General features: G+C 66.1%; 21 protein-coding genes. 14 read left to right on the top strand and 7 right to left on the bottom strand.

The window, feature by feature from the left end:
* Window positions 1-2: 2 nt before the first annotated feature.
* The gene (gene malQ / locus V6D40_RS06390) at window positions 3-2189 is read right to left on the bottom strand and encodes a 4-alpha-glucanotransferase (protein ID WP_442891899.1); all 2187 of its coding nucleotides are present in this window, start codon (window positions 2187-2189) and stop codon (window positions 3-5) included.
* On the opposite strand from malQ, the gene V6D40_RS06385 reads away from it, so the two are divergent.
* The 10 genes from V6D40_RS06385 (at window position 2188) to pdxY (V6D40_RS06340) (ending at window position 12648) form a co-directional block, all read left to right on the top strand.
* Window positions 2188-4008, top strand: a complete 1821-nt coding sequence (locus V6D40_RS06385) for an AMP-dependent synthetase/ligase (RefSeq protein ID WP_334289531.1) — start codon at window positions 2188-2190, stop codon at window positions 4006-4008. The two genes, malQ and V6D40_RS06385, sit on opposite strands and share 2 nt — an antisense overlap.
* A gap of 121 nt (window positions 4009-4129) precedes the next feature.
* Window positions 4130-4798, top strand: a complete 669-nt coding sequence (locus tag V6D40_RS06380; RefSeq protein WP_334289530.1) for a hypothetical protein — start codon at window positions 4130-4132, stop codon at window positions 4796-4798.
* Window positions 4799-4820: 22 nt separating this feature from the next.
* A complete protein-coding gene (gene hemW / locus V6D40_RS06375; protein ID WP_334289529.1) occupies window positions 4821-5966 on the top strand; it encodes a radical SAM family heme chaperone HemW in 1146 nt (381 codons plus the stop codon).
* 3 nt (window positions 5967-5969) lie between these two features.
* Window positions 5970-6986 carry a heat-inducible transcriptional repressor HrcA gene (gene hrcA, locus V6D40_RS06370; RefSeq protein ID WP_334289528.1) on the top strand — a complete coding sequence of 339 codons (1017 nt, stop codon included), beginning with the start codon at window positions 5970-5972 and terminating at the stop codon, window positions 6984-6986.
* Window positions 6987-7000: 14 nt separating this feature from the next.
* Window positions 7001-8131, top strand: coding sequence for a molecular chaperone DnaJ (dnaJ, locus tag V6D40_RS06365; protein WP_334289527.1), 1131 nt, complete (start codon window positions 7001-7003; stop codon window positions 8129-8131).
* A complete protein-coding gene (locus V6D40_RS06360; protein WP_334289526.1) occupies window positions 8131-8823 on the top strand; it encodes a 16S rRNA (uracil(1498)-N(3))-methyltransferase in 693 nt (230 codons plus the stop codon). The genes dnaJ and V6D40_RS06360 overlap by 1 nt, the downstream gene beginning before the upstream one ends.
* Before the next feature lie 13 nt (window positions 8824-8836).
* A complete protein-coding gene (locus V6D40_RS06355; RefSeq protein WP_334289525.1) occupies window positions 8837-9880 on the top strand; it encodes a PhoH family protein in 1044 nt (347 codons plus the stop codon).
* Window positions 9877-10443 carry an rRNA maturation RNase YbeY gene (gene ybeY / locus V6D40_RS06350; RefSeq protein ID WP_334289524.1) on the top strand — a complete coding sequence of 189 codons (567 nt, stop codon included), beginning with the start codon at window positions 9877-9879 and terminating at the stop codon, window positions 10441-10443. Before V6D40_RS06355 ends, ybeY begins: the two co-directional genes overlap by 4 nt.
* The gene (locus V6D40_RS06345; RefSeq protein WP_334289523.1) at window positions 10444-11769 is read left to right on the top strand and encodes a hemolysin family protein; all 1326 of its coding nucleotides are present in this window, start codon (window positions 10444-10446) and stop codon (window positions 11767-11769) included. It begins immediately after the preceding gene.
* 24 nt (window positions 11770-11793) lie between these two features.
* Window positions 11794-12648 carry a pyridoxal kinase PdxY gene (gene pdxY, locus V6D40_RS06340; protein ID WP_334289522.1) on the top strand — a complete coding sequence of 285 codons (855 nt, stop codon included), beginning with the start codon at window positions 11794-11796 and terminating at the stop codon, window positions 12646-12648.
* A 132-nt stretch (window positions 12649-12780) separates the two neighbouring features.
* Here pdxY (V6D40_RS06340) and fmdA read toward each other — a convergent pair whose 3' ends face one another.
* Together fmdA and V6D40_RS06330 are read right to left on the bottom strand one after the other, a co-directional pair.
* The gene (gene fmdA / locus V6D40_RS06335) at window positions 12781-14031 is read right to left on the bottom strand and encodes a formamidase (protein ID WP_334289521.1); all 1251 of its coding nucleotides are present in this window, start codon (window positions 14029-14031) and stop codon (window positions 12781-12783) included.
* A gap of 24 nt (window positions 14032-14055) precedes the next feature.
* Complete coding sequence (locus tag V6D40_RS06330) at window positions 14056-14343, bottom strand: FmdB family zinc ribbon protein (RefSeq protein WP_334289520.1); 288 nt, start codon at window positions 14341-14343, stop codon at window positions 14056-14058.
* Between the two features lie 397 nt (window positions 14344-14740).
* Between V6D40_RS06330 and pdxY (V6D40_RS06325) the strand changes: the two genes are divergently transcribed.
* On the top strand, window positions 14741-15565 hold the full coding sequence (gene pdxY / locus V6D40_RS06325) for a pyridoxal kinase (RefSeq protein WP_334289519.1): 825 nt from the start codon (window positions 14741-14743) through the stop codon (window positions 15563-15565).
* On the opposite strand, the gene V6D40_RS06320 is transcribed toward pdxY (V6D40_RS06325), so the two are convergent.
* Both V6D40_RS06320 and V6D40_RS06315 read right to left on the bottom strand, forming a co-directional pair.
* Complete coding sequence (locus V6D40_RS06320) at window positions 15562-16740, bottom strand: fibronectin type III-like domain-contianing protein (RefSeq protein WP_334289518.1); 1179 nt, start codon at window positions 16738-16740, stop codon at window positions 15562-15564. The two genes, pdxY (V6D40_RS06325) and V6D40_RS06320, sit on opposite strands and share 4 nt — an antisense overlap.
* Window positions 16737-17225, bottom strand: coding sequence for a gluconokinase (locus tag V6D40_RS06315; protein ID WP_334289517.1), 489 nt, complete (start codon window positions 17223-17225; stop codon window positions 16737-16739). The genes V6D40_RS06320 and V6D40_RS06315 overlap by 4 nt, the downstream gene beginning before the upstream one ends.
* A gap of 34 nt (window positions 17226-17259) precedes the next feature.
* Here V6D40_RS06315 and era point away from each other — a divergent pair, with 34 nt between their 5' ends.
* From era to V6D40_RS06300, 3 genes are read left to right on the top strand one after another with little or no spacing between them, the layout of a single operon-like run.
* The gene (gene era, locus V6D40_RS06310; RefSeq protein WP_334289516.1) at window positions 17260-18261 is read left to right on the top strand and encodes a GTPase Era; all 1002 of its coding nucleotides are present in this window, start codon (window positions 17260-17262) and stop codon (window positions 18259-18261) included.
* Window positions 18251-18985, top strand: coding sequence for a DNA repair protein RecO (gene recO / locus V6D40_RS06305; RefSeq protein ID WP_334289515.1), 735 nt, complete (start codon window positions 18251-18253; stop codon window positions 18983-18985). The genes era and recO overlap by 11 nt, the downstream gene beginning before the upstream one ends.
* Window positions 18986-18996: 11 nt before the next feature.
* A complete protein-coding gene (locus V6D40_RS06300; protein ID WP_334289514.1) occupies window positions 18997-19749 on the top strand; it encodes an isoprenyl transferase in 753 nt (250 codons plus the stop codon).
* Window positions 19750-19761: 12 nt separating this feature from the next.
* Here the strand turns inward: V6D40_RS06300 and V6D40_RS06295 are convergent, their stop codons facing one another.
* Entirely contained in the window at window positions 19762-20166 is a 405-nt protein-coding gene (locus V6D40_RS06295; protein WP_334289513.1) for a Fur family transcriptional regulator, read from the bottom strand.
* 11 nt (window positions 20167-20177) lie between these two features.
* Window positions 20178-20612, bottom strand: a complete 435-nt coding sequence (locus V6D40_RS06290; RefSeq protein WP_334289512.1) for an ArsR/SmtB family transcription factor — start codon at window positions 20610-20612, stop codon at window positions 20178-20180.
* Between the last annotated feature and the right edge of the window lie 61 nt (window positions 20613-20673).

The raw sequence follows: 20673 nt of genomic DNA, 5'->3' as shown, positions 1-20673 counted from the left end.
CGCTACCGGCGCCGCGAGGCCTCGGCCACGTCGTGGAACAGGGGCAGGTCTTTCAAGTCCTCGATGAGGATGGCGTTTCCGTGTGCGTCGCTAAGCGGGATGCACCAATTCGAGTACTGCTCGGCGTTGGTGCCCGGCTGGTTCTGAATGCGCACGTCGCCGACCATGTCCACGAGGTTGGTGCAGGTCATCGCCGACGGGGTGGAGGCGATGAAGCGGGTGAGCCCCACCAGCAACGCGTTGACGTCCTCGTACTCGCCCAAGTCGCGGTCGAGGAAGTCGAGCTCCGCAACCGAGGTGCCGTCGAACGCGCCCTCCGACTGCGCGTGGGCGAGCACCTGGCTGATCCACACCGCGTCGTTGGCGTTGAGCTCGTCGAGGGTCTCCTCGACCAGGCCCAGCTTGTGGCGCAGCTCGTTGTGTGCGCCCTTCATGTAGCCCGCGGTCGGCGGCAAGTCGTGCGTGCCGATCGCCGTGAGCGAGAGGTTGCGGTACTGGTTCGACGGCAGCGGCGAGTTGTCCCACGGCGTGGATTCGAACCACAAAACGGTGGTGCCGAAGATGCCCTTGTCGCGCAGCACGTCTTGGACCCACGGCTCGAAGGTGCCCAGGTCCTCGCCGACGACGACGGCGCCCGCGCGCTGCGCCTCGAGCGCGAGCACGCCCACCATCGCCTCGTAGTCGTAGTTCATGTACGCGCCCTCGGCGGGCGAATCCATGCGCGGCAGCCAGAACAGACGGAACAGCCCCAGCACGTGGTCGACGCGGATGCCGCCGGAGTGGCGAAGCACGGTGCGCAGCAGGTCGCGCCACGGGGCGTACCCCTCGGCGGCGAGCTTCTCTGGGTTCCACGGTGGCTGGGACCAGTCCTGGCCCTGTTGGGAGTACTGGTCCGGCGGGGCGCCGACAGAGGCGTCGGCAACCAGCACGTCGTGCAAAGTGTGCGCGTCGGCGCCGTCGGGGTGGATGCCCACGGCAAGGTCCGTCATGATGCCAATCGACATGCCGGCGGCCAGCGCGCGCTCCTGGGCCACGCGGCGCTGCTCGTCTGCGATGAACTGCAGCCACATGTAGAAACGGGTGGCCTCGGCCAGCGGGTCGCCTTTCTGCGGGCCGGCGTGGCGGGCGGGCGCGGCGTTGAGCGCCTGCCCCGCGCACCAGCGGGCGAACTCCTCTAAGCCCTCGCCCTCGTCGAAGGTGAACAGCTCGAAACCCCGGGTGCGCTCCTCGTCCTCGCTGGACAGGTAGAACAACTCGCGCAGCACGTCGAGCTTGACCTGGAACACGGTGTCGCGCTCCAGCGGCTCCGCCGAGCGGTTCATGGCTTTCAGCGGGGCGATCAGCTCGTCGATCTCGGCGCGCTGGTCGTCGGCGAGCCAGGAAAACTCCGGCACCGCCTCCACGGAGATGTAGATGGGGTTGACGAAACGCCGGGAAGTAGGCAGGTACGGCGAGTCCTCCACCGGCGGCACCGGCTGCGCGGCGTGCACCGGGTTGATCAGCAGGTAGTCCGCGCCCTCAGCGGCGACGACCTCTGCTAGGCGCCCCAAGTCTTCAAAGTCGCCCACACCCCAGGACTGCTCGGAGCGCACCGAGTACAGCTGCGCCATCACGCCCCAAACCGGGTCGTGGATAAGCCGCTGGTTGGTCTCCAGCTGCTCCGGCACCACGATCAGCGTGGCGGTCGCGTGGACCGTGTCGGATTCTAGGTGCAGCTCGTGCCAGCCCACCGGCAAGTCGCCGGGAACGTGGAAGGTGGCCTCGCCCCACACCACGCCGTCGGCGCCGGTGACCGGCGGGGCCCAGTTCTCGTCCTGGTACGCGTCGCGCGAGGAGCCGTCCTCTAAGCGGATCCAGCAGTGCGCCCAGTGCCCGTCGTGAACGTGGACGTTGAAGTGCTTCTCGTGCCCCGCGGTCGCCACCACGGTCGGCGGCAGCGGGCGGGTGGCCAGCTCTAGGCGGCGCGCATCCAGGTGGAACTGGAGTTCTTCTTGCGACGGGTCGTCGTCAAGCGTGAGCCCCAACGCGCGCAACAGCTTGACGTAGGAGACCAGCGGGGGTGAGGTGATCAGACCGTTCGAGGCGCGGTAGGTGGTGCCGAAGCCATAGGCCTCGGCCAGTTCGAGCAGCAAGTCACCGTTTCTCACATCACGCGATTCTGCCACAGCGCGCGGTAGAATTGCCCGCATGCCGTCGAACTCTTTCACCACGGAACTTGGTTTCACGCTCACGGACAAGGACACGCCGATCCGCCGGTTGGTCGAGATGTGCCAGACCCAACCGCACCTTGTGCTGTACTCGCGCCCGCGCAACTACGAGTGGGTCTCGGTCACGGCGGGAGAGTTCATCGAGGAGGTCTTCGAGGTGGCGAAGGGGCTCATTGCCGCCGGTGTTGCACCGGGGGACCGCGTCGCGATCTTCTCCTCCACCCGCTACGAGTGGGCGCTGGTGGACTACGCCATCTGGGCCGCGGGCGCGGTGACCGTGCCGATCTACCCGACGAGCTCCACACACCAGATCCAGTGGATTCTGGAGGACTCCGGCGCGAAGATCGCGTTCAGCGAAACGCGCGACCACACTGAGCTGCTCACCCCCTTCCTGCCGGACGGTGTGTACAAGAACTCGAAGCTGGAGCGGGTCTACGAGTTCAACGCCTCTGGCACGGAGATCATTAAGTTCGAGGGGAGGAGCATTGAGCAGGCGCTTGTCGACGAGCGTTGGCAACCCCTGACCCACGACGACCCAGCATCCATCGTCTACACCTCCGGCACCACCGGCCGCCCGAAGGGTGTGAAGATCACGCACGGTAACTGGGCCTACCAGTGCTGGGCGCTGCTAGAGAACAAGATCGGCCAAGTATCCTTCCCGGGCCAGCGCATGGTGACGTTCCTGCCGCTGGCGCACGTGCTCGCGCGCGCCGTGTCGATCGCGTGGACGCTCTCCGGCGCGACCCAGTCGCACTGGTCCGACACCTCAACCTTGACCGTGGAGCTGCAGCGCGGCCGGCCGAACTTGGTTGTCGGCGTGCCGCGCGTGTTTGAGAAGGTGCGCGAGGGTGCGTACCGCAAGGCTGCGGACGGTTCCGCGCTGGGCAAGCGCGTCTTTCTCGAGGCGGAGAAGGCCGCGATCGACTACTCCAAGGCGCTGGACACCGAATCCGGCCCGACCCGGGTGCAGAAAGCCAAGGTCGCCCTCTACGACAAGCTGGTCTACAGCAAGATTAAGGAAGCGATGGGCGGCTCCGTCTGGTACGGCATCACCGGCGGCTCCGCCATGAACCCGGATCTCAGCCACTTCTTCCGCGGCATGGGTGTGCCCATCTACGAAGGCTACGGGCTGACCGAGACCTGCGCGGCTGCCTGCGTGAACAACGCCGACGCCAACAAGATCGGCACCGTGGGCCGGCCGATGAACGGCTACTCCGTGCGCATCAACGACGACGGCGAGATCGAGTTCGCCGGCCCCGGCGTGATCTCGGAGTACTGGAACAACCCGGAGGCCACCGCCGACGGGATCACCGACGGCTGGTTCAACACCGGCGATCTTGGCGAGGTGGACGACGAGGGCTTCGTGCGCATCACCGGCCGCAAGAAGGACCTGATTGTCACCGCCGGCGGCAAGAACGTCTCGCCGGGCCCGCTGGAGGAGATCATCCGCCAGGACCCGCTGATCTCGAACGCGTTGGTGGTGGGCGACGGCAAGCCGTTCATCGGCGTGCTGGTCACCCTCGACGAGTCGGAGCTGAAGCGCTGGAAGGCGAACCACAACATCCCGGCCAACCGCAAGTTGTCCGAGCTGGCGCAGGACCCGGCCCTTCGCGCCGAGGTGCAGGACGCGGTGAACATGGCCAACGCTACCGTCTCGCGCACCGAGGCGATCAAGAAGTTCCGCATCTTGGACCGCGACCTGTCCGAGCAGAACGACGAGATGACGCCGACGATGAAGGTGAAGCGCAACGTGGTCTTCCAGCGTTTCCAAGACGACATCGACAAGCTCTACCAGCGATAGGAACCCGCGCCGGCGGGCGGCCAACCGGCGCGCCTTCCCGACGCGCGCGCTTGCGTGGCATAGCATCCCCTTCTAGCACTTGACCGGCTATTCACACCTGTTTCAAAGGGGGCGCACACACATGCACAAGACCGCCGCTGTGCTGCGCCACCGCGAACTGACACAGGAGATCTACAACATCGGCGACGAGGTTGCGGAATACGCCGAGCACATCGCGGAGGCGATCGCGGATTACGACGGCGAGCTTGCAGACGACTGCCTGGCCGAGTTCTCCGAAATCGTCGACGACGCGCGCCAGGACGCTCGCCGCGTGGTCGGCGAGCTGATCGGGCTGCGCCAAGCGCTCACCTCCGGGATGCGCGCCGGGCAGCTTTCGGCCACCGCGGGGCCGGAGGAGAAAATTCCCGAGCCGGAGTACCTCGACGGCAGCGGGCTGATTGACCTCTTCCCGCTCGAAGCGCCGTACTCCGTGCAGACGATGCAGGACGCCCTGACCGGGCGCACCGACTTGGTGGTGCAGCACATCGGCGAGGTCGTCGCTTACGTGCTGGAGCAGACCGAGATGGTCGCCCGCGAGCTGGGCGCGGTCAGTCTGCCGCACCTCTACGCCCGCGCCGGCGAGCTGGTGGAGGCCGCCGTGGAGGGTTGGATGGACACCGTGTGCATGGACCACCCGGCGTTTACCCGCACGATGCGCGGCTCCAACCCGCCGGAGTTCTTGGAGGAGCGCGCGCGCATTGACGCCGTGGTCGCCCGCGTCGCTGCGAAGCGCAATCGCCGCGGCGCGTAAGCGCGCTGTACCTTAGCTAGGCGTGAGCGGTTTCGGCATCTACATCCACGTCCCCTTCTGCGCGTCGCGCTGCGGGTACTGCGACTTCAACACCTACACGCCAACCGAGGTGGACACGTCCCACGCGACGTACCTCGACGCGTTGGAGCGCGAGTTGGAGCTCGCCGCGCCGATTCTCGCATCCCAGGGTTTCGGTCCCGCCGACACCGTCTTCATCGGCGGCGGCACTCCCAGCATCCTCGGCGCCGACGGTTTGGGCCGCATCCTCACCGCCGCGCGCAACACCATCGGCGTGAAACCGGGCGCGGAGATCACCACCGAATCCAACCCGGAGTCCACCAGCCCCGCCTACTTCGAGGGCCTGCTGCGCCACGGCTTCAACCGCGTGTCGCTGGGCATGCAGTCGGCCTCCACGCCGGTGCTCAAAGTGCTGGACCGCCGCCACACCCCAGGCCGCGCCACCGCCGCCGCGCGCGAAGCGCACGAGGCGGGTTTTGCGCGCATCAACTTGGACATGATCTACGGCACGCCGACCGAGACCGACGACGACGTGCGCGCAACCCTCGACGCCATTTTATCCACGCCCGTCGACCACGTCTCCGCCTACAGCCTGATCGTGGAGGACGGCACGGCGATGAGCCGCAAGATCCGCAAAGGCCAGCTGCCGGAGCCGGACGAGGAGGTCTACGCCACCCGCTACGAGCTCATCGCAGCATCGCTCGAGGAGAACGGCTTCGACTGGTACGAGGTGTCCAACTGGGCCAAGCCCGGCGGCGAGTGCGAGCACAACCTTTTGTATTGGCGCGGCGGCAGTTGGTGGGGCGCGGGTCCGGGGGCGCACAGTAGCGTCGGCAAGCAGCGCTTCTACAACGTCAAGCGCCCGGAGCGCTATGCCGACGTGCTTTCTGCTGGCGAGCTGCCCGTCGCCGAGCGCGAAGAGCTCACCGACGACATCCGGCACTTCGAGGCGGTCATGCTGGGCCTGCGCCTCAAAGAAGGCATCCCGTCGGCGCTGGTCACCGCGCCCACGGAAAAACACGAGCGGCTCGGACTTGTCACCCGCGGCGAGCGGCTCAAAGTCACGGACAAGGGCAGGTTGCTTGTCGACGGCATCGTCACCGACATCCTCGCCCAAGAACCACCCGCAACCGCGGACGGTACCCTGTAGCCCATGAGTGCGGCTGATGCGAGACGAAGGGCAGTGCTGCGGGCGATTGTCGCCGACTACATCGCCAGCCAAGAACCAGTCGGCTCCAAAGCGCTGGTGGAGCGCCACAACTTAAAGGTCAGCCCGGCGACAGTCCGCAACGACATGAACGTGCTCGAGAGCGAGGGCTTCATCGAGCAGACGCACGCGAGCTCAGGGCGCATCCCCACCGAGGCCGGCTACCGCGCGTTCGTGGACGCGCTGCACGACGTCAAGCCGCTGTCGTCCGCCGAGCGCCGCGCGATCATGACCTTCCTCGACTCCGGGGTGGACATGGAGGACGTGCTGCGCCGCTCCGTCACCCTGCTCGCGCAGCTGACGAACCAGGCTGCCGTGGTCCAGCTGCCCACGCTGAACGTCAGCCGCGTCAAGCACTGCGAGGTGGTCGCGCTCACCCCGACTCGCCTGTTGCTCGTGCTGATCACGGACTCGGGCCGCGTGGACCAGCGCAACGTGGAACTCGACGCGCCGTTGGACGACGAGGGCGTGCGGGTTCTTCGCACCCTGCTCAATGAGGTGCTTGACGGCAAGACGCTCAAAGAGGCCGCGGAGTCGTTGGCCGAGCTTCCCACTCGGGCGCCGGCGCAAATTCAGGCCGCCGCCCGCCGCGCCACCGCGGTGCTGATCGACACGCTGGTGGCCACCACCTCCGACCGGCTGTTAATCGCCGGCGCCGGCAACCTCACCCTCTACGGTGCGGGCGACTTAAACTCCGTCATCGCTGCGCTGGAGGAGCAAGTGGTGGTGCTGAAGCTGCTCGCCAGCGCGCAGGAGCTCGAGCACGTCTCCGTACGCATCGGCAGCGAGAACGAGGACGAGGAATTATCCCGCGCCAGCGTTGTTACTACAGCGTACGGAGCTGGCGCCGAGGCGCTTGGTGGCTTAGGGGTTGTCGGTCCGACGCACATGGACTACCCGAGTACCATTCAAAAGGTTGCAACGGTGGCGAGCTACATCAGCCGCATTCTCCGCGGCGAGTAGGAGGGAAAAGGATTTTGGCTCGGGATTATTACGGCATTCTCGGCGTCGACCGGGAGGCCACCGAACAGGAGATTAAGAAGGCGTACCGCAAGCTGGCGCGCAAGTACCACCCGGACGTGAACCCGTCCGAGGAGGCCGCGGAGAAGTTCGCGGAGATTTCGTTGGCGCAAGAGGTGCTGCTGGATCCGAAGAAGCGCTCCATCGTGGACCGCGGCGGCGACCCAATGGACCAGGCTGCTGGAGGCATGGGCGGCGGCTTCGGCGGGGGCCTGGGCGACATCTTCGAGGCCTTCTTCGGCGGCGGGGGCCAAACCCGCCAGCCGCGTTCGCGCGTGCAGCCGGGCAACGACGCCCTGCTGCGCACCACCGTCACGCTCGCCGAGGCCTACTCCGGCGTGAAGCAGACCGTCGCCGTCGACACCGCCGTGGTGTGCGACAAGTGCCACGGCACCGGCTCCGAGACCGAGTCGAAGCCAGTCACCTGCGACTACTGCCACGGCACCGGCTCGGTGGAGGAAGTCCAGCAGTCGTTCTTGGGCAACGTGATGACTACCCGCGACTGCCCGAAGTGCCGCGGCTACGGCGAGATCATCACCGACCCGTGCCGCCAGTGCGCGGGCGACGGCCGCGTGCGCGCCACCCGCGACCTGACCGTGAACATTCCGGCGGGCATCGCTTCCGGCATGCGCATCCGCATGGCGGGCCAGGGCGAGGTCGGCCACGGCGGCGGCCCGGCCGGCGACCTCTACGTCGAGGTCCAGACCGAGCCGCACCCGTACTTCCTGCGCGACGGCAACGACTTGCTGCTGCGCTTGAACGTGCCGATGTACGACGCGGCGCTGGGCACCGAGATCGCGGTGGAGAACCTCGCAGGCGGCGAGACGCTGATCGAGGTTCCCGCCGGCACCCAGCCTGGCGATGCGATCACGCTGCGCGGCGAGGGCATGCCGCAGATCCGCACCGACCGCTTCGGCGATCTGGTCGCGCAGGTGCAGGTCGTCGTGCCGACTGACCTGAGCGCCAAGGAACGCGACGCTTTGCGCGACCTGCGCGAGGGCAGCGCTGACAACACCGAGGTCCACACGGAGGACGGCCCCGCGCACGAGGGCTTCTTCTCCCGGATGCGCGATCGGTTCCGCCGCTAGTGTCGCTGCCGTACTTCGTCTCACCCGACCCGCGCGCCGGCGTGCTCGAGGGTGCGGAAGCCCAGCACGCGCACGTCAAACGCATCGAGGTGGGGGAGCGCATCGTGCTTACCGACGGTCACGGGCTCACCACCACCGTCACCGTCACGCACACCACCAAGTCGCAGCTGCGCGGAGACGTCATTGCGGAGGAGGTGGTGCCGGCGCCCACGCCGCGCGTGACGGTGGTGCAGGCGATTCCGAAGTCGGAGCGCGCCGAGCTTGCCGTCGACCTCGCCGTTCAGGCCGGCGCCGACGAGATCCTGCCGTGGATCTCACACCGCACCATCGCCCGCTGGCCCGAGAACAAGCAGGCCAAGCTGGTGGAGAAGTGGCGCAACCAGGCGGTCGCCAGCGCGAAGCAGTCGCGCCGGGCATGGATTCCTGAAGTTGGGATGCCGGTGGGCTCGGGGTGGCTGGGGGGCGTCGACAAGCAAAAGCTTGTGCTGCACGAGGACGCGACCGTCTCTTTAAAGGATGTCGACCTTGCGGACGAGCTCTTCCTCGTCGTCGGGCCGGAGGGCGGCATCGGCGCGGACGAGCTGGAGTTGATCGGCGGCACCCCGGTCAAGCTCGGGCCCGAGGTTCTACGCACGGCGAGTGCCGCGTTTGCCGGGCTCTGCGCGATCGGAGTGAGAACAGCTCGCTGGTAGTCTGAGTGGCATTATGGAAGAACTTGTTACCCGCAAGATCGATCTGGATTCGGCGTACGCGCAATCCGTCCTCGGGATCAACGATGAGAACCTGCGGGTACTCAACCAGAACCTTGGGGTGGACGTGCACGCGCGCGGCACCACCGTCACCGTGCGCGGCGAGGACCACCGCGTGGCGCACGTGTTGCGCGTTCTAGATGAACTCGAGTCGATGGCGCGCCGCGGCGTTCCCGTGACCTCCGACACCGTGGTGCACGCCGTGCGGATCATGGAGACCGACGCGCCCGAGTCCGCCGCAGAGATCCTCGGCGCGGAGATCGTCGCGCGAAAGGGCAAGGTGATCCGCCCGAAGACTGCCGGACAGCGCCGCTATGTGGACGCGATCGACGACAACACGATCACCTTCGGCATCGGCCCCGCCGGCTCTGGCAAGACGTATCTTGCGGTGGCGAAGGCCGTCCAAGCGCTGCAGAACAAAGAAGTCAAGCGCATTATCCTCACCCGCCCGGCCGTCGAGGCGGGGGAGAAGCTGGGCTTTCTGCCCGGCACGTTGAGCGACAAGATCGACCCCTACCTGCGCCCGCTGTATGACGCGCTGCGCGACATGATGGACCCGGAGATGATCCCCAAACTCATCGAGGCCGGGATCATTGAGGTCGCGCCCTTGGCGTACATGCGCGGCCGCACGCTGTCGGACGCGTTCGTGATCCTCGACGAGGCCCAGAACACCACTGGCGCGCAGATGAAGATGTTTTTGACCCGCCTGGGCTTCGGCTCCAAAATGGTGGTCACCGGAGACGTGAGCCAGGTGGACCTGCCGCGCGGGACCGTCTCCGGCCTGCGCGTCGCGCGCCGCATCCTCGGCGACATCGAGGGCATTAACTTCCAAGAACTGCACGCCGACGACGTGGTGCGCCACCACCTGATCTCGCGCATCGTCGCCGCCTACGACCGCCACGACGCGCAGAACGCCGCGCGCTACGAGAAGCGCCAGCGCGAGATCGAGCGCGAGAGGGAGCAAGAGCTTAACGACGCTGCCGGGGAGGACACCAAGTGAGCATCGAAGTACTGAACGAGTCCGGCGAGGCCGACGTCAACGAAGAGATGCTCGTGGACGTGTGCTCCTACGCGCTGACCGCGATGGACGTCCACCCCGACACCGAGACCACCATCACGCTCGTGGACAAAGCCACCATGGCCGACCTCCACGTCCGCTGGATGGACCTCGAGGGCCCCACCGACGTGATGAGCTTCCCCATGGACGAGCTCACCCCGGGCGGCGGGCGCCCCGACGCCAAGGACTTGGGTCCCGCGATGCTCGGCGACATCATTTTGTGCCCGGCCTACGACCGCAAGCAGGCCGAAATGGCAGGCCACGACCTCGCCCACGAGATGGCGCTGCTCACCGTCCACGGTGTGCTGCACCTTCTGGGGTACGACCACGTCGCGCCGGAGGACGAGCGCGAGATGTTCGCGCTGCAGAACGAGATCTTGGCCGAGTGGTACGACTCGCTCGCTTCCCGCGGGGTGAAGTACCAGCCGAAGCCCACGGGCGCGCACGCCTTCCCCTCGGCCGCCGACCGCGACGAGCTCGACCGCAAGATGAAGGCGGGGCAGTAGGTGCAGGCGACCGTCGCGTACGCGCTCACCACGGTGATCGCGCTTCTGCTTTCGGGGCTTTTAGGTTCGGTTGAGTCCGCGCTCGCCCCGATTTCCCGGGCGCGCGTGGAGAACATGGTCAAAGACGACGTCCGCGGTTCCCAGTCGCTTCTGCGCGTGGTGGACAACCGCGCGAGCCACATCAACACGCTGGTCATGCTGCACACCATCTTGGACGTGGTGGCCGCCGTGTTCGCCGCGATGCTAGCGATGGACCTCATCGACTCAGACGCGTGGGCAATCGCCGCTGCGATTGCGGTGGTGACGCTGCTGCAGTTCGGCATCATCGGCGTTTTCGCCCGCACTGCCGGCAAGCGCAACCCGTACTCGATCTCGCTCAAGGCCTCGCAGTGGCTGGTCGCGTTCCACACCATCCTGGGACCTCTCTCCGGGCTGTTGATCCGCGTGGGCAACCTGTTCCACCCGGGCGAGGATTTCCGCGACGGTCCGTACTCCACAGAGGTTGAGCTGCGGGAGATGGTCGACATCGCCCAGGAGCAGGGCGTGGTGGAAACCACTGAGGGCCGCATGATCCAGAACATTTTCGACCTCGCCTCCACCCACGCCCGCCAGGTGATGGTGCCGCGCCCCGAGATGATCTGGATCGAGCACGACAAGACCGCGAAACAGGCCACCCGCTTGATGGTGCGCTCCGGCCACTCGCGCGTTCCGGTGATCGGCGAGGACGTCGATGACGTCGTGGGCGTGGCGTATCTCAAGGACATGTTCGGCGAGGGCGGCACCCCGATCGAGCCGTCCACCGCCGTCACCAAAGTGGTGCGCGAACCGCTTTTCGTCCCCGACTCCAAGCCGCTCGACGTGCTGCTGAAAGAGATGCAGCGGGTCAACACCCACATAGCAGTGCTTATCGACGAGTACGGCACCGTCGCCGGCCTCCTCACCATGGAGGACCTCCTCGAGGAGATCGTCGGCGAAATCACCGACGAGTACGACGAGGACGAGGTCGCCCCAATCGAGCACATCGACGAGCGCCTCATGCGCGTCCAGGCGCGCCTGCCGCTGGACGACCTCGTGGACCACCTCGCCGACCACCTCGATTACGAGCTGGAGTACGACGACGAAGTGCGCGATTCCGTCGACACCGTCGCGGGCCTGTTGTCTTACGAGTTGGGGCGTGTGCCGTTGCCTGGTTCGTCCATCACGATGGACGGGGTGTCCTACACCGCCGAGGGCGGGCGCGACCGCCGCGGCCGCGTCAAGACCCGTTCCGTGCTCGTTGAGGTGCCGGTGCCCGCGGACGAACCCGCCCCGATACAAGAGGGTTAGACCTGCGGGGGCACAATAACCCCCATGGCTAACATTCTCTCCATCCAGTCCCACGTGGCGTACGGGCACGTCGGCAATTCCGCCGCCGTCTTTCCGCTGCAGCGCATCGGCCACGAGGTGTGGCCGGTGCACACCGTGAACTTCTCCAACCACACCGGGTACGGCGCGTGGAAGGGCCCAATGATCCCGGCTTCGGACGTCGCAGCCGTCATCGACGGCATCGACGAGCGCGGCGCGCTTGCTAGCGTTGACGCTGTCCTCTCCGGCTACCAGGGCGGCGACGACATTGCCGACGTGATCATCGACGCCGTCGCCCGTGTCAAGGAGCAGCACCCGTCTGCCATCTACGCTTGCGACCCGGTGATGGGCAACGCAAAGTCGGGCTGCCACGTCGCGGACACCATCCCGCCGCTGCTGCGTTCCCGCGTGGTGCCGGTCGCGGACCTCATCACCCCCAACCAGTTCGAGCTGGGCTACCTCACCGAGCGCGACGTCACCGATCTCGACTCCACCCTCGCCGCCGTCAACGCCGCTCGGGAGATGGGCCCGTCAATCGTGCTCGTCACCTCCGTTGAGCGCCCGGAAACCGCCGGCGACGACGTCATCGAAATGATCGCCGTCGACGACCGCGGCAAGTGGATCGTGCGCACCCCGCGCCTGCCGTTCAAGCGCAACGGCTCCGGCGACGTGACCGCCGCCCTCTTCACCGGCCACTACTTGGATTCCCGCGACGCCGCTGACGCGCTGGCCAAGACCGCCTCGAGCGTCTACGACATGCTGAAGCTCACCCACGAGGCCGACTCAAGGGAACTCAAGCTTGTGGAGTCCCAGGAGTTCTTCGCCAACCCGGCAAAGCAGTTCACCGTCGAGGCGCTGTAGCTTAGGCCGCAGCCGGGCCTGTTTCTCCCGAGTTGTAGGTCTACAGTTGTAGTTCTCCCTCAAAACCCCAAGTGGGCAGGTTGCTATACACACCTGGACCTACAACTCCAGCTTTCTGCACCGCGCCGACCGCTAGAAGCTCGAGCGCGGCGCACCGATGCCCGGGTCGATCTTCGGTGTCTCGCCCGCGCCTGGGCGAATGTCGATGTCGAAAATTTCCGTCGGCAAGTACACGGTTGCGCACGCGTTCGGGATGTCCACCACGCCGGAGAAGCGGCCCTCGATCGGCGCGGCGCCGAGGAGGAGGTAGGCCTGCTCCGGGGACCAGCCGAACGTGGTCAAGTAGTCGATGGCGTGGAGGCAGGCGCGCTGGTACGCCAGCTGGGAGTCCAGGTAGCGCTGCTCGCCCTCGAGGGTGACAGACGTACCGGAGAACGCCAACCACTGGCTGTACCGCGGCTCCACGTTGCCCGGCATGAAGATGGCGTTTTCCTCCACGCCGTACTTTTTCATGCCGTCCTTGATGATGTCGACGTGAATATCGATGTAACCGCTCATCTCAATGCCGCCGCAGAAGGTGATCTCGCCGTCGCCCTGAGAGAAGTGCAGGTCGCCAACGGAGAAATTCGCGCCGTCGACGTAGACGGGGTAGAACACGCGGGTGCCCTTGGACAGGTTCTTGATGTCCTGGTTGCCGCCGTTTTCGCGCGGCGGGGCGGTGCGCGCACCCTCGGCTGCGACCCGGTCGAAGTCCTCGCCAGTCAGTGTGCCCAAGATGGCCTCGTCTGGCTCCGGCGGCAGTGCGAGCGGCGGTTCGCGGTGGGGATCGGTAGCGATGAGCTCGCCCTCGCGCTTATTCCACTTGCTGAGCAGCTCGTGAGATGGGGCAGTGCCCATCAAGCCGGGGTGGATGATACCGGTGAAGCTCACCCCCGGGACGTGGCGCGACGTTGCGGTCTGCCCGGTGAAGTCCCACACGGCCTTATAAGCGTCGGGGAACTGATCGGTGAGGAAGCTGCCGCCGTTTTTCTTGGCGAAGATTCCTGTGTAGCCCCATCCCTGGCCCGCGAGCTCGCCCTCCTCTTGCGGAATCGGTCCAACATCGAGGATGTCGACGATGAGCAGATCACCGGGCTTCGCGCCCTCGATGCGGAACGGGCCGGAAAGCGCGTGGACGCGGTTCATCGGCGCGTCGCGGATGTCGTCGGCAGAGTCGTCGTTCTTAATGAAACCGTCGAACCATTCGCGGCAATCGACACGGAAGGTGTCGCCAGGTTGTACGGTCACCGCCGGCGGGATGTCGGGGTGCCAACGGTTGTGACCGACGATTTCTTGATCGGCGAAGCGTTTGGATGAGTCGAGGGGGAAGAGATTCTTTGGCATTGCAGTGCCTCCTTGAGGGGTTGGTTAGGGGCGGGGCAATTTCGCGTGCTGCGGGTTGTGCGTCACTTTCGTGACGCGCGCATTGCCAGCGCTGGGTAGCGACGAGACCACTTGCGGCTCGTACGCGCTCTTCTGTGTCGCTTCCACGGCACTGGCCAGGCCGGCATCAACACGGCGTACCGACGGTGCGCTGATCAACCGGCGTGCTTGCGACCCGCAGTCCGGGCAGTTGATCTCACGCGTCTCGCTCGACATCGGTAGCTGCATGTCGGTGACATGTCCATCGACGCATTTGAATTCGTAAATGGGCACTGTAATCCTTTCCAGATCAGTGGACGAGTATGTCCAAGCTCACAGAAGTGTGGCTACTGTAACGCTGGACTCACGTACGAATCAATGGTGCGTTCCTAAGAAATGCCTGTGAGAACTTGTTCGACGCCCACCTCATGCCCCATCTCTAGCCTCGGTGACACGCTGATCGTTTCTCTGACTGGCTTACGGTGGAGATGTTCTTCCACACGGTCACCAGCAAAGTGTTGCTGGAAGAAGGTCATTAACCGACAGCACCGCGTCCCCGCGGGTGCCAGCTACTCGGCTAATGACCTTTTGCCGGTCACCACTTACTGGTGACCATCTGGCGGTGACCATATGCGGGTCGTTCCAAGCGGATTATGCGCGGCGCAATCCGGCCGGTTCGTATGATCGAGCCGTGAACATCGTCTCCTTGCAGTCGCACGTGGCATACGGCCACGTGGGCAACTCCGCCGCCGTTTTCGCCATGCAGCGCCTGGGCCACGAGGTGTGGCCCGTCTACACGGTGAACTTCTCCAACCACACGGAGTACCCGGACTGGGGTGGGCCGGTGATGACACCCGTCGAGGTTGCCGGCATCCTCGACGGCTTCGCCTTCGCGTACCCGCAGGTAGATGTCTTCGTCTCGGGGTATTTGGGCTCGGCGGAGCTCGCTGAGGTCGTCCACAACGCGGTGACGCGCATCAAAGACGCCAACCCCAACGCGCGCTACATCTGCGATCCCGTCATCGGCAACGCGCAGATCGGCTCGTTTGTCGCGCCCGAGATCCCCGATGTCTTCCGCGAGCGCCTCATCCCGCTCGCGGACGCCATCACCCCGAACCAGTGGGAGCTCTCGCTCCTCACGGGCCAGAACCTAGACTCCCCGGCAGCCACCGCAGAAGCCGCGCGCAACCTCAAAGACACGGCGCTGGTCACCTCGGTCGCCGCCGACAAGCCGGGCGCCCTCGGGCTGCTCGACATCACCCCCGAGAGCACCTACTTCACCGAAACGCCGCGACTCGGCGGCAACGTGGTCGGCGCGGGCGATCTCGCGACGGCGCTCTACGCGGCGCTCGCGGACCAAGAACCAAAAGAGCGCCTGACCCACCTCGCAGGGTCGATGTTCGACATCGTCACCGAAGTCCGCGAGCGCGACCTCCCCGAGTTGCCGCTGGTTCAGTGCCAGAACCTGCTGGTGGAACCGCGCTCGCGGTTCGACGCCAAGGAACTACACGCCTAAAGCTCCACCTCAAGCGCGTGCGGCGTGTCCACCGACGACGTCCCCACGTGCAGCACGTGCGTGCCCCGCGGCGTCACCCACTCGCGCGCATCCTCGTCCCAGACGCTAAACGGATGGTCGGGCCAATCGATGCCCATCTCGATCTCGACGGTCTCGGAAGCACCGGCAGCAACCTCGACGCTGCGGAACCCGACCAAACGACGCTCCGGCTGACCAGGAATGTCCACGTAGATCTGCACGACCTCAGCACCCGCGCGATCGCCCGTGTTCGTCACGTCAACGCGCACGACAAACATGTCGTCGCCGCGGCGCACCTCGCGAGCGACCTCGGGACGGCCAAGCTCAAACGTGGTGTAGCTGCCGCCGGCCCCAAACGGGTAACCAGGCAACGCGAGCGGCAGCTTCGCAGAGGGGTTCGTAGCACCAGTCAGCGCCCGGACAACGGCAGGGGCATTGCTTGCCGACGCCCCAAAGCACCCCACCACCGCCAAAGCCCCACCCAACCGCCGAAGTTCCGAAGAATCCGCGCAGTCCACGACCACAACAGCGCCCGCCGCATCAACATCACTATCAGCACCTGCCGCGCGCACATCAGCGTCAGCGCCGAGCTCCGCAAGTGCAGCGCGCAGATGCTCCGCCAAGTCGGAAGCACCGACGATAACCACCGAACTCGCAGACGCGGGATCCAGCGGCAACAGACCCGCAGCGTTGTCCAAAAGCACCACCGTGCGGTCGGTTATGGCGGCGAGCTCGTCCTCGTAGCCGGCGGCAACCTCGGCGGGCGCGTCTTCAGAGACGAAGCCGGAAAAGCCCCACTCGTCGCGCAACACACGCTCAGCACCCGCCGCGCCCTCAGAAACGCCGACCTGCACGCGGGCGAGGTTGCCGTCTTTGATGGACATCTCGAAGGGGATGAGGTCGTGCTCGCGAAGCGCGCGCTCGCCGGCAGACGCAGGCGCCAACACCGCTTGCCCGTCCACGCCCGTCTTCTGAATACCCATCGTGATGTGCTTGGCCATGACGCCGGTGAGGAACGGGTTCTCCGATAACCGCCCAGGCACCGACACGGCGTCCTCGCCGCGTTCGCGGGCGCCGAAGGCGAGGATCTCGCCGTAGCGCTCGGCGAGATCCCAGTCGAAGGTGGCGGCAATTCCTGCAGTGTGTGGCGTACTCATGTCACCCATTTAACGATACGGCGGGCGATCTCCGCAGCCGGCAGCTCGATGTCGAAGACGGCACCCGCCTCGTCGTCGGCTAGCGGCTCCAACGTGGCTAGCTGGGAATCTAACAGCGACGCCGGCATGAAGTGGTCCTCGCGGGCTCCCAGACGCGCGCGCAGGACGTCCTCGCGGCCGTCAAGGTGCGCAAACACCACATTGGGCACGCGGGCGCGGATGATGTCGCGGTAGCGCCTGGTCAGCGCCGAGCATCCCACTACGGCACCTTCGCTGCCTGCGGCGAGGTGTTCGGCAATGTCGGTGAGCCAGGGGATGCGGTCGGCGTCGACAAGCGCAATGCCCTGCGCCATTTTCTGAATGTTTGCGGGCGGGTGCAGCGCGTCGCCGTCGAGATACGGCACGCCAAGCGCGCTCGCGACCACGGGGCCGACGGTGGATTTCCCGCAGCCGGACACGCCCATTAGCACAATGCGCACAGCCATAAGCCCCAAACGTACCCAAGTAGACTTGGTGTCCATGAGCGATTTCCCGGACTTCCCCGACTTCGACGACCTGCCCGCCGAGGCGAACGCGAGCGCACCTGCGGATTACGCAGGGTTCACCGACACGCCCGACGGCTTCCGCTCCGGGTTCGTCGGGTTCGTGGGCCGGCCGAACACGGGCAAGTCGACGCTGACCAACGCGCTGGTGGGCGAGAAGATCGCGATTATGGCGGACCAGCCGGAGACCACCCGCCACCCGATCCGCGGCATTGTCAACCGCGATGACGCGCAGGTAATCATCGTGGACACCCCGGGCATCCACCGCCCGCGCACGCTTTTGGGCGAGCGGCTCAACGACGTGGTGAAGGACACCTACGCCGACGTCGACGTCATCGGGTTTACCGTGCCGGCGGACGAAAAGCTCGGCCCGGGCGACCGCTTCATCTTCGAGCAGATCCGGGCCGTCAAACCGAACGCGCCAGTGGTGGGCATTGTGACCAAGCTGGACAAGGTGGCAAAAGACGTCGTCGGCGAGCGCCTCATCGAGCTGCACGAGATGCTGGGCGAGGACTCCGAGGTCGTGCCCGTCTCCGCCACGGAGCAGGTGCAGCTCGACGTGCTGCTTGACGTGCTGGTGTCCCAGCTGCCCGAAGGCCCGCGCTTCTACCCGGAGGGCGACGTCACCGACGAGGACATGGAAACCCGCATCGCCGAGCTGATCCGCGAAGAAGCGCTGCAGGGCCTGCGCGAGGAGCTGCCGCACTCGGTGGCTGTGCGGATCGACGAGATGCACGTCGACGAAGCCGACGAGCGCGATCCCAAGCGCATGATGATCTACGCCGTGATCTACCTCGAGCGCCCGGGCCAGAAGAAGATCCTCGAGGGCCCAGATGGGCGGCGTTTGAGCGGCATCACGCACCGCTCGCGCCAGCAGATCATGGAGCTTATCGGCCACAACGTCTACCTCGACCTGCGCATCAAAGTGCTGAAGAACTGGCAGTCCGACCCGAAGGCGCTCGGCCGACTTGGCTTCTAACCCCTTCCGCGACCGCGCCTTCGTCGTCCGCACGTACGACTTCGCCGAGGCTGACCGCGTCATCGTCTTGCTCACGCGCACCCACGGCCTGGTGCGCGGCGTGGCCAAAGGCGTGCGCAAAGCCAAGTCCCGCTTCGGCTCCAGGCTCCAGCCCTTCGTGGAGATCGACGCGCAGATCTACCCGCCAAAAAGGGCATCAGGCTTATCGACGATCACCTCAGCCGACACCGTCGCCTACTTCGGGCACACCATCACCGATGATTTCGACCGCTACACCGCTGCCTGCGCCGTGATGGAAACCGCCGAGAAACTGGCTTACGAAGAGGCCGATCCCGAGCTCTTCGACCTCGTCGCAGAGGCCCTGGGCCGCATCCGCGCGGGGGAGGAAACGCCGACAGTGGTGCTCGACGCGTTCATCCTGCGCGCCACCGAGCACGCCGGCTGGGGCTTAAGCCTGTTCGACTGCGCGAACTGCGGCGCGCCGGGCCCGCACCGCGCGTTTAACGCGGCTGTGGGCGGCGCGGTGTGCGCTGAGTGCCGCCCGCGCGGATCAGCGGACGTGGACCCGGAGGCGCTGCACGCGATGTGGTTGATCCGGGGAGGCCACCCGCTGCCCGCGGACGATGCCGCCCTTACCGCCGTGGTCCACCGGCTCACGGTGGCGCATCTGCAGTACAACGTGGAATCGGGGCTGAAGTCGCTTCGCATCATGGAGCAGGCGTAATAATGGGTGGCATGACGTTTCCCGCCCCGCCGCAGATTGACCCCGAGTTCATTCCCAAGCACATCGCGCTTGTGATGGACGGCAACGGCCGGTGGGCGCAGGAGCGCGGGTTGCCGCGCACCGAAGGCCACCGCCGCGGCGAGAGTGTGCTGATGGATTGCGTCGACGCGTGCATCGCGCTGGGGCATGTGGAGTGGCTGTCGGCGTACGCGTTTTCCACCGAGAACTGGCGCCGCTCCCACTCTGAGGTGCGCTTCCTCATGGGGTTTTCCCGCGACGTGCTGCGCCGACACCGCGACGAGCTCCACGAGAAGAACGTGCGCATCGTGTGGGCGGGACGCAGGCCGCGGCTATGGCGCTCGGTGCTGCGCGAGCTCGAGGAAGCCGAAGAGCTGACCCGCGACAACACCGGTGTCACACTCGCGATGTGCATCAATTACGGCGGTAGGGCAGAGCTTGTCGACGCCACCCGGTCCATGATCAAAGACGCCAACGAGGGCCGCCTGCACCCCGGCGACGTCACCGAGGAGACGCTGTCGCGCTACCTCTACCGGCCCGACATGCCGGACGTGGATCTGTTCCTGCGCCCGTCGGGGGAGAAGCGGACGTCGAACTTCCTGCTCTGGCAATCGGCGTACGCGGAGATGGTCTACCAGGACACGCTGTTTCCGGACTTTACGCCGCAGCACATGTACGACGCTGTGCTGGAGTACGCCAAGCGCGACCGTCGCTTCGGCGGCGCTGTGGACAAATTTGCCCCTTAGCGCTGGTCAGCGCTAAGGGGCCTGGCAGGCGCGGCACACGCCGTAGATCTCGGCGTCGTGGCCGACGAGGTTGTAGCCGTAGCGCGCGGCGACGAGCTCCGCCCACCTCTCCACGGGCCCGCCTTCGACTTCCTCGCTGCGCCCGCACTTGGTGCACACGAGGTGGTGATGGTGGTGCTCGGTGAGGCAGTGGCGGTAGAGCGTTTCGCCCTCAGGCGTTTGCAAAACGTCCACGGCTTCCTTCTCCGCCAGCGACTGCAGTGTGCGGTAGACGGTGGTCAGCCCCACCTTCTCTCCGCGGGCTTCCAGCTCTTGGTGGATGGTCTTCGCGGACGCGAAGCGGTCGATGGCTTGGAGCGTTTCCACGACGGCGGTGCGCTGGCGGGTGGTGCGGGGGCCGAGTTTGGGGACGTCCATAAGCGGCGAGCTTAGTCCCGCTGCGGCTTTGGTGTCTGCGGGTAGAGGCCTGGGTCCTCGCCTGGACGCGGGTGCATCGGCGGCTCGATGATCGCCACCGCCGAGGCCGACGACATGGTCGCGGAAACGGATGAGAACGCGCTCGCGCCGGGGGAGGCGTAGGTGGCGAGCTCCATAATGACATCGACGATGCCTGGCTGCGCCAGCGAGTACACCACCTCACGACCTGTGCGGCGAGACGTGACCAGCCCCGCGGCTTTGAGCACGCGCAGGTGCTGGCTTATCAACGGCTGCGATTTTCCTAGCTCGGTGACGAGTTGGTGGACGACGCGGGCGTCGCGGTTAAGCAGGAACAGCAAACTCAGTCGTAGCTCGGAGTCCAAGGCGCTCAGCAGCTGCGCGGTGAGCTCGATCTCCCGCGCGTCCAGCTGTCGTCGAACGCTCATAGTTAGAAAATAGCGAAAAGCATTCCTCACCGTGGTCGTTCGTGGGTCTACCCGCTTCGCT

Origin of the sequence: Corynebacterium sp. Marseille-Q4381 (assembly GCF_036881695.1) — a bacterium.
Taxonomy (GTDB): Bacteria; Actinomycetota; Actinomycetes; order Mycobacteriales; family Mycobacteriaceae; genus Corynebacterium.
The sequence above is the reverse complement of the archived record's forward strand: the minus strand, read 5'-3'. Positions and strand labels throughout refer to the sequence as shown.

Coding starts and splice junctions, on each gene's coding strand:
- V6D40_RS06385 (WP_334289531.1), top strand. CDS start 2,188: ATGCCGTCGAACTCTTTCACCACGGAACTTGGTTTCACGCTCACGGAC.
- malQ (WP_442891899.1), bottom strand. CDS start 2,189: ATGCGGGCAATTCTACCGCGCGCTGTGGCAGAATCGCGTGATGTGAGA.
- V6D40_RS06380 (WP_334289530.1), top strand. CDS start 4,130: ATGCACAAGACCGCCGCTGTGCTGCGCCACCGCGAACTGACACAGGAG.
- hrcA (WP_334289528.1), top strand. CDS start 5,970: ATGAGTGCGGCTGATGCGAGACGAAGGGCAGTGCTGCGGGCGATTGTC.
- V6D40_RS06355 (WP_334289525.1), top strand. CDS start 8,837: ATGGAAGAACTTGTTACCCGCAAGATCGATCTGGATTCGGCGTACGCG.
- pdxY (WP_334289522.1), top strand. CDS start 11,794: ATGGCTAACATTCTCTCCATCCAGTCCCACGTGGCGTACGGGCACGTC.
- fmdA (WP_334289521.1), bottom strand. CDS start 14,031: ATGCCAAAGAATCTCTTCCCCCTCGACTCATCCAAACGCTTCGCCGAT.
- V6D40_RS06320 (WP_334289518.1), bottom strand. CDS start 16,740: ATGAGTACGCCACACACTGCAGGAATTGCCGCCACCTTCGACTGGGAT.
- V6D40_RS06315 (WP_334289517.1), bottom strand. CDS start 17,225: ATGGCTGTGCGCATTGTGCTAATGGGCGTGTCCGGCTGCGGGAAATCC.
- era (WP_334289516.1), top strand. CDS start 17,260: ATGAGCGATTTCCCGGACTTCCCCGACTTCGACGACCTGCCCGCCGAG.
- V6D40_RS06300 (WP_334289514.1), top strand. CDS start 18,997: ATGACGTTTCCCGCCCCGCCGCAGATTGACCCCGAGTTCATTCCCAAG.
- V6D40_RS06295 (WP_334289513.1), bottom strand. CDS start 20,166: ATGGACGTCCCCAAACTCGGCCCCCGCACCACCCGCCAGCGCACCGCC.
- V6D40_RS06290 (WP_334289512.1), bottom strand. CDS start 20,612: ATGAGCGTTCGACGACAGCTGGACGCGCGGGAGATCGAGCTCACCGCG.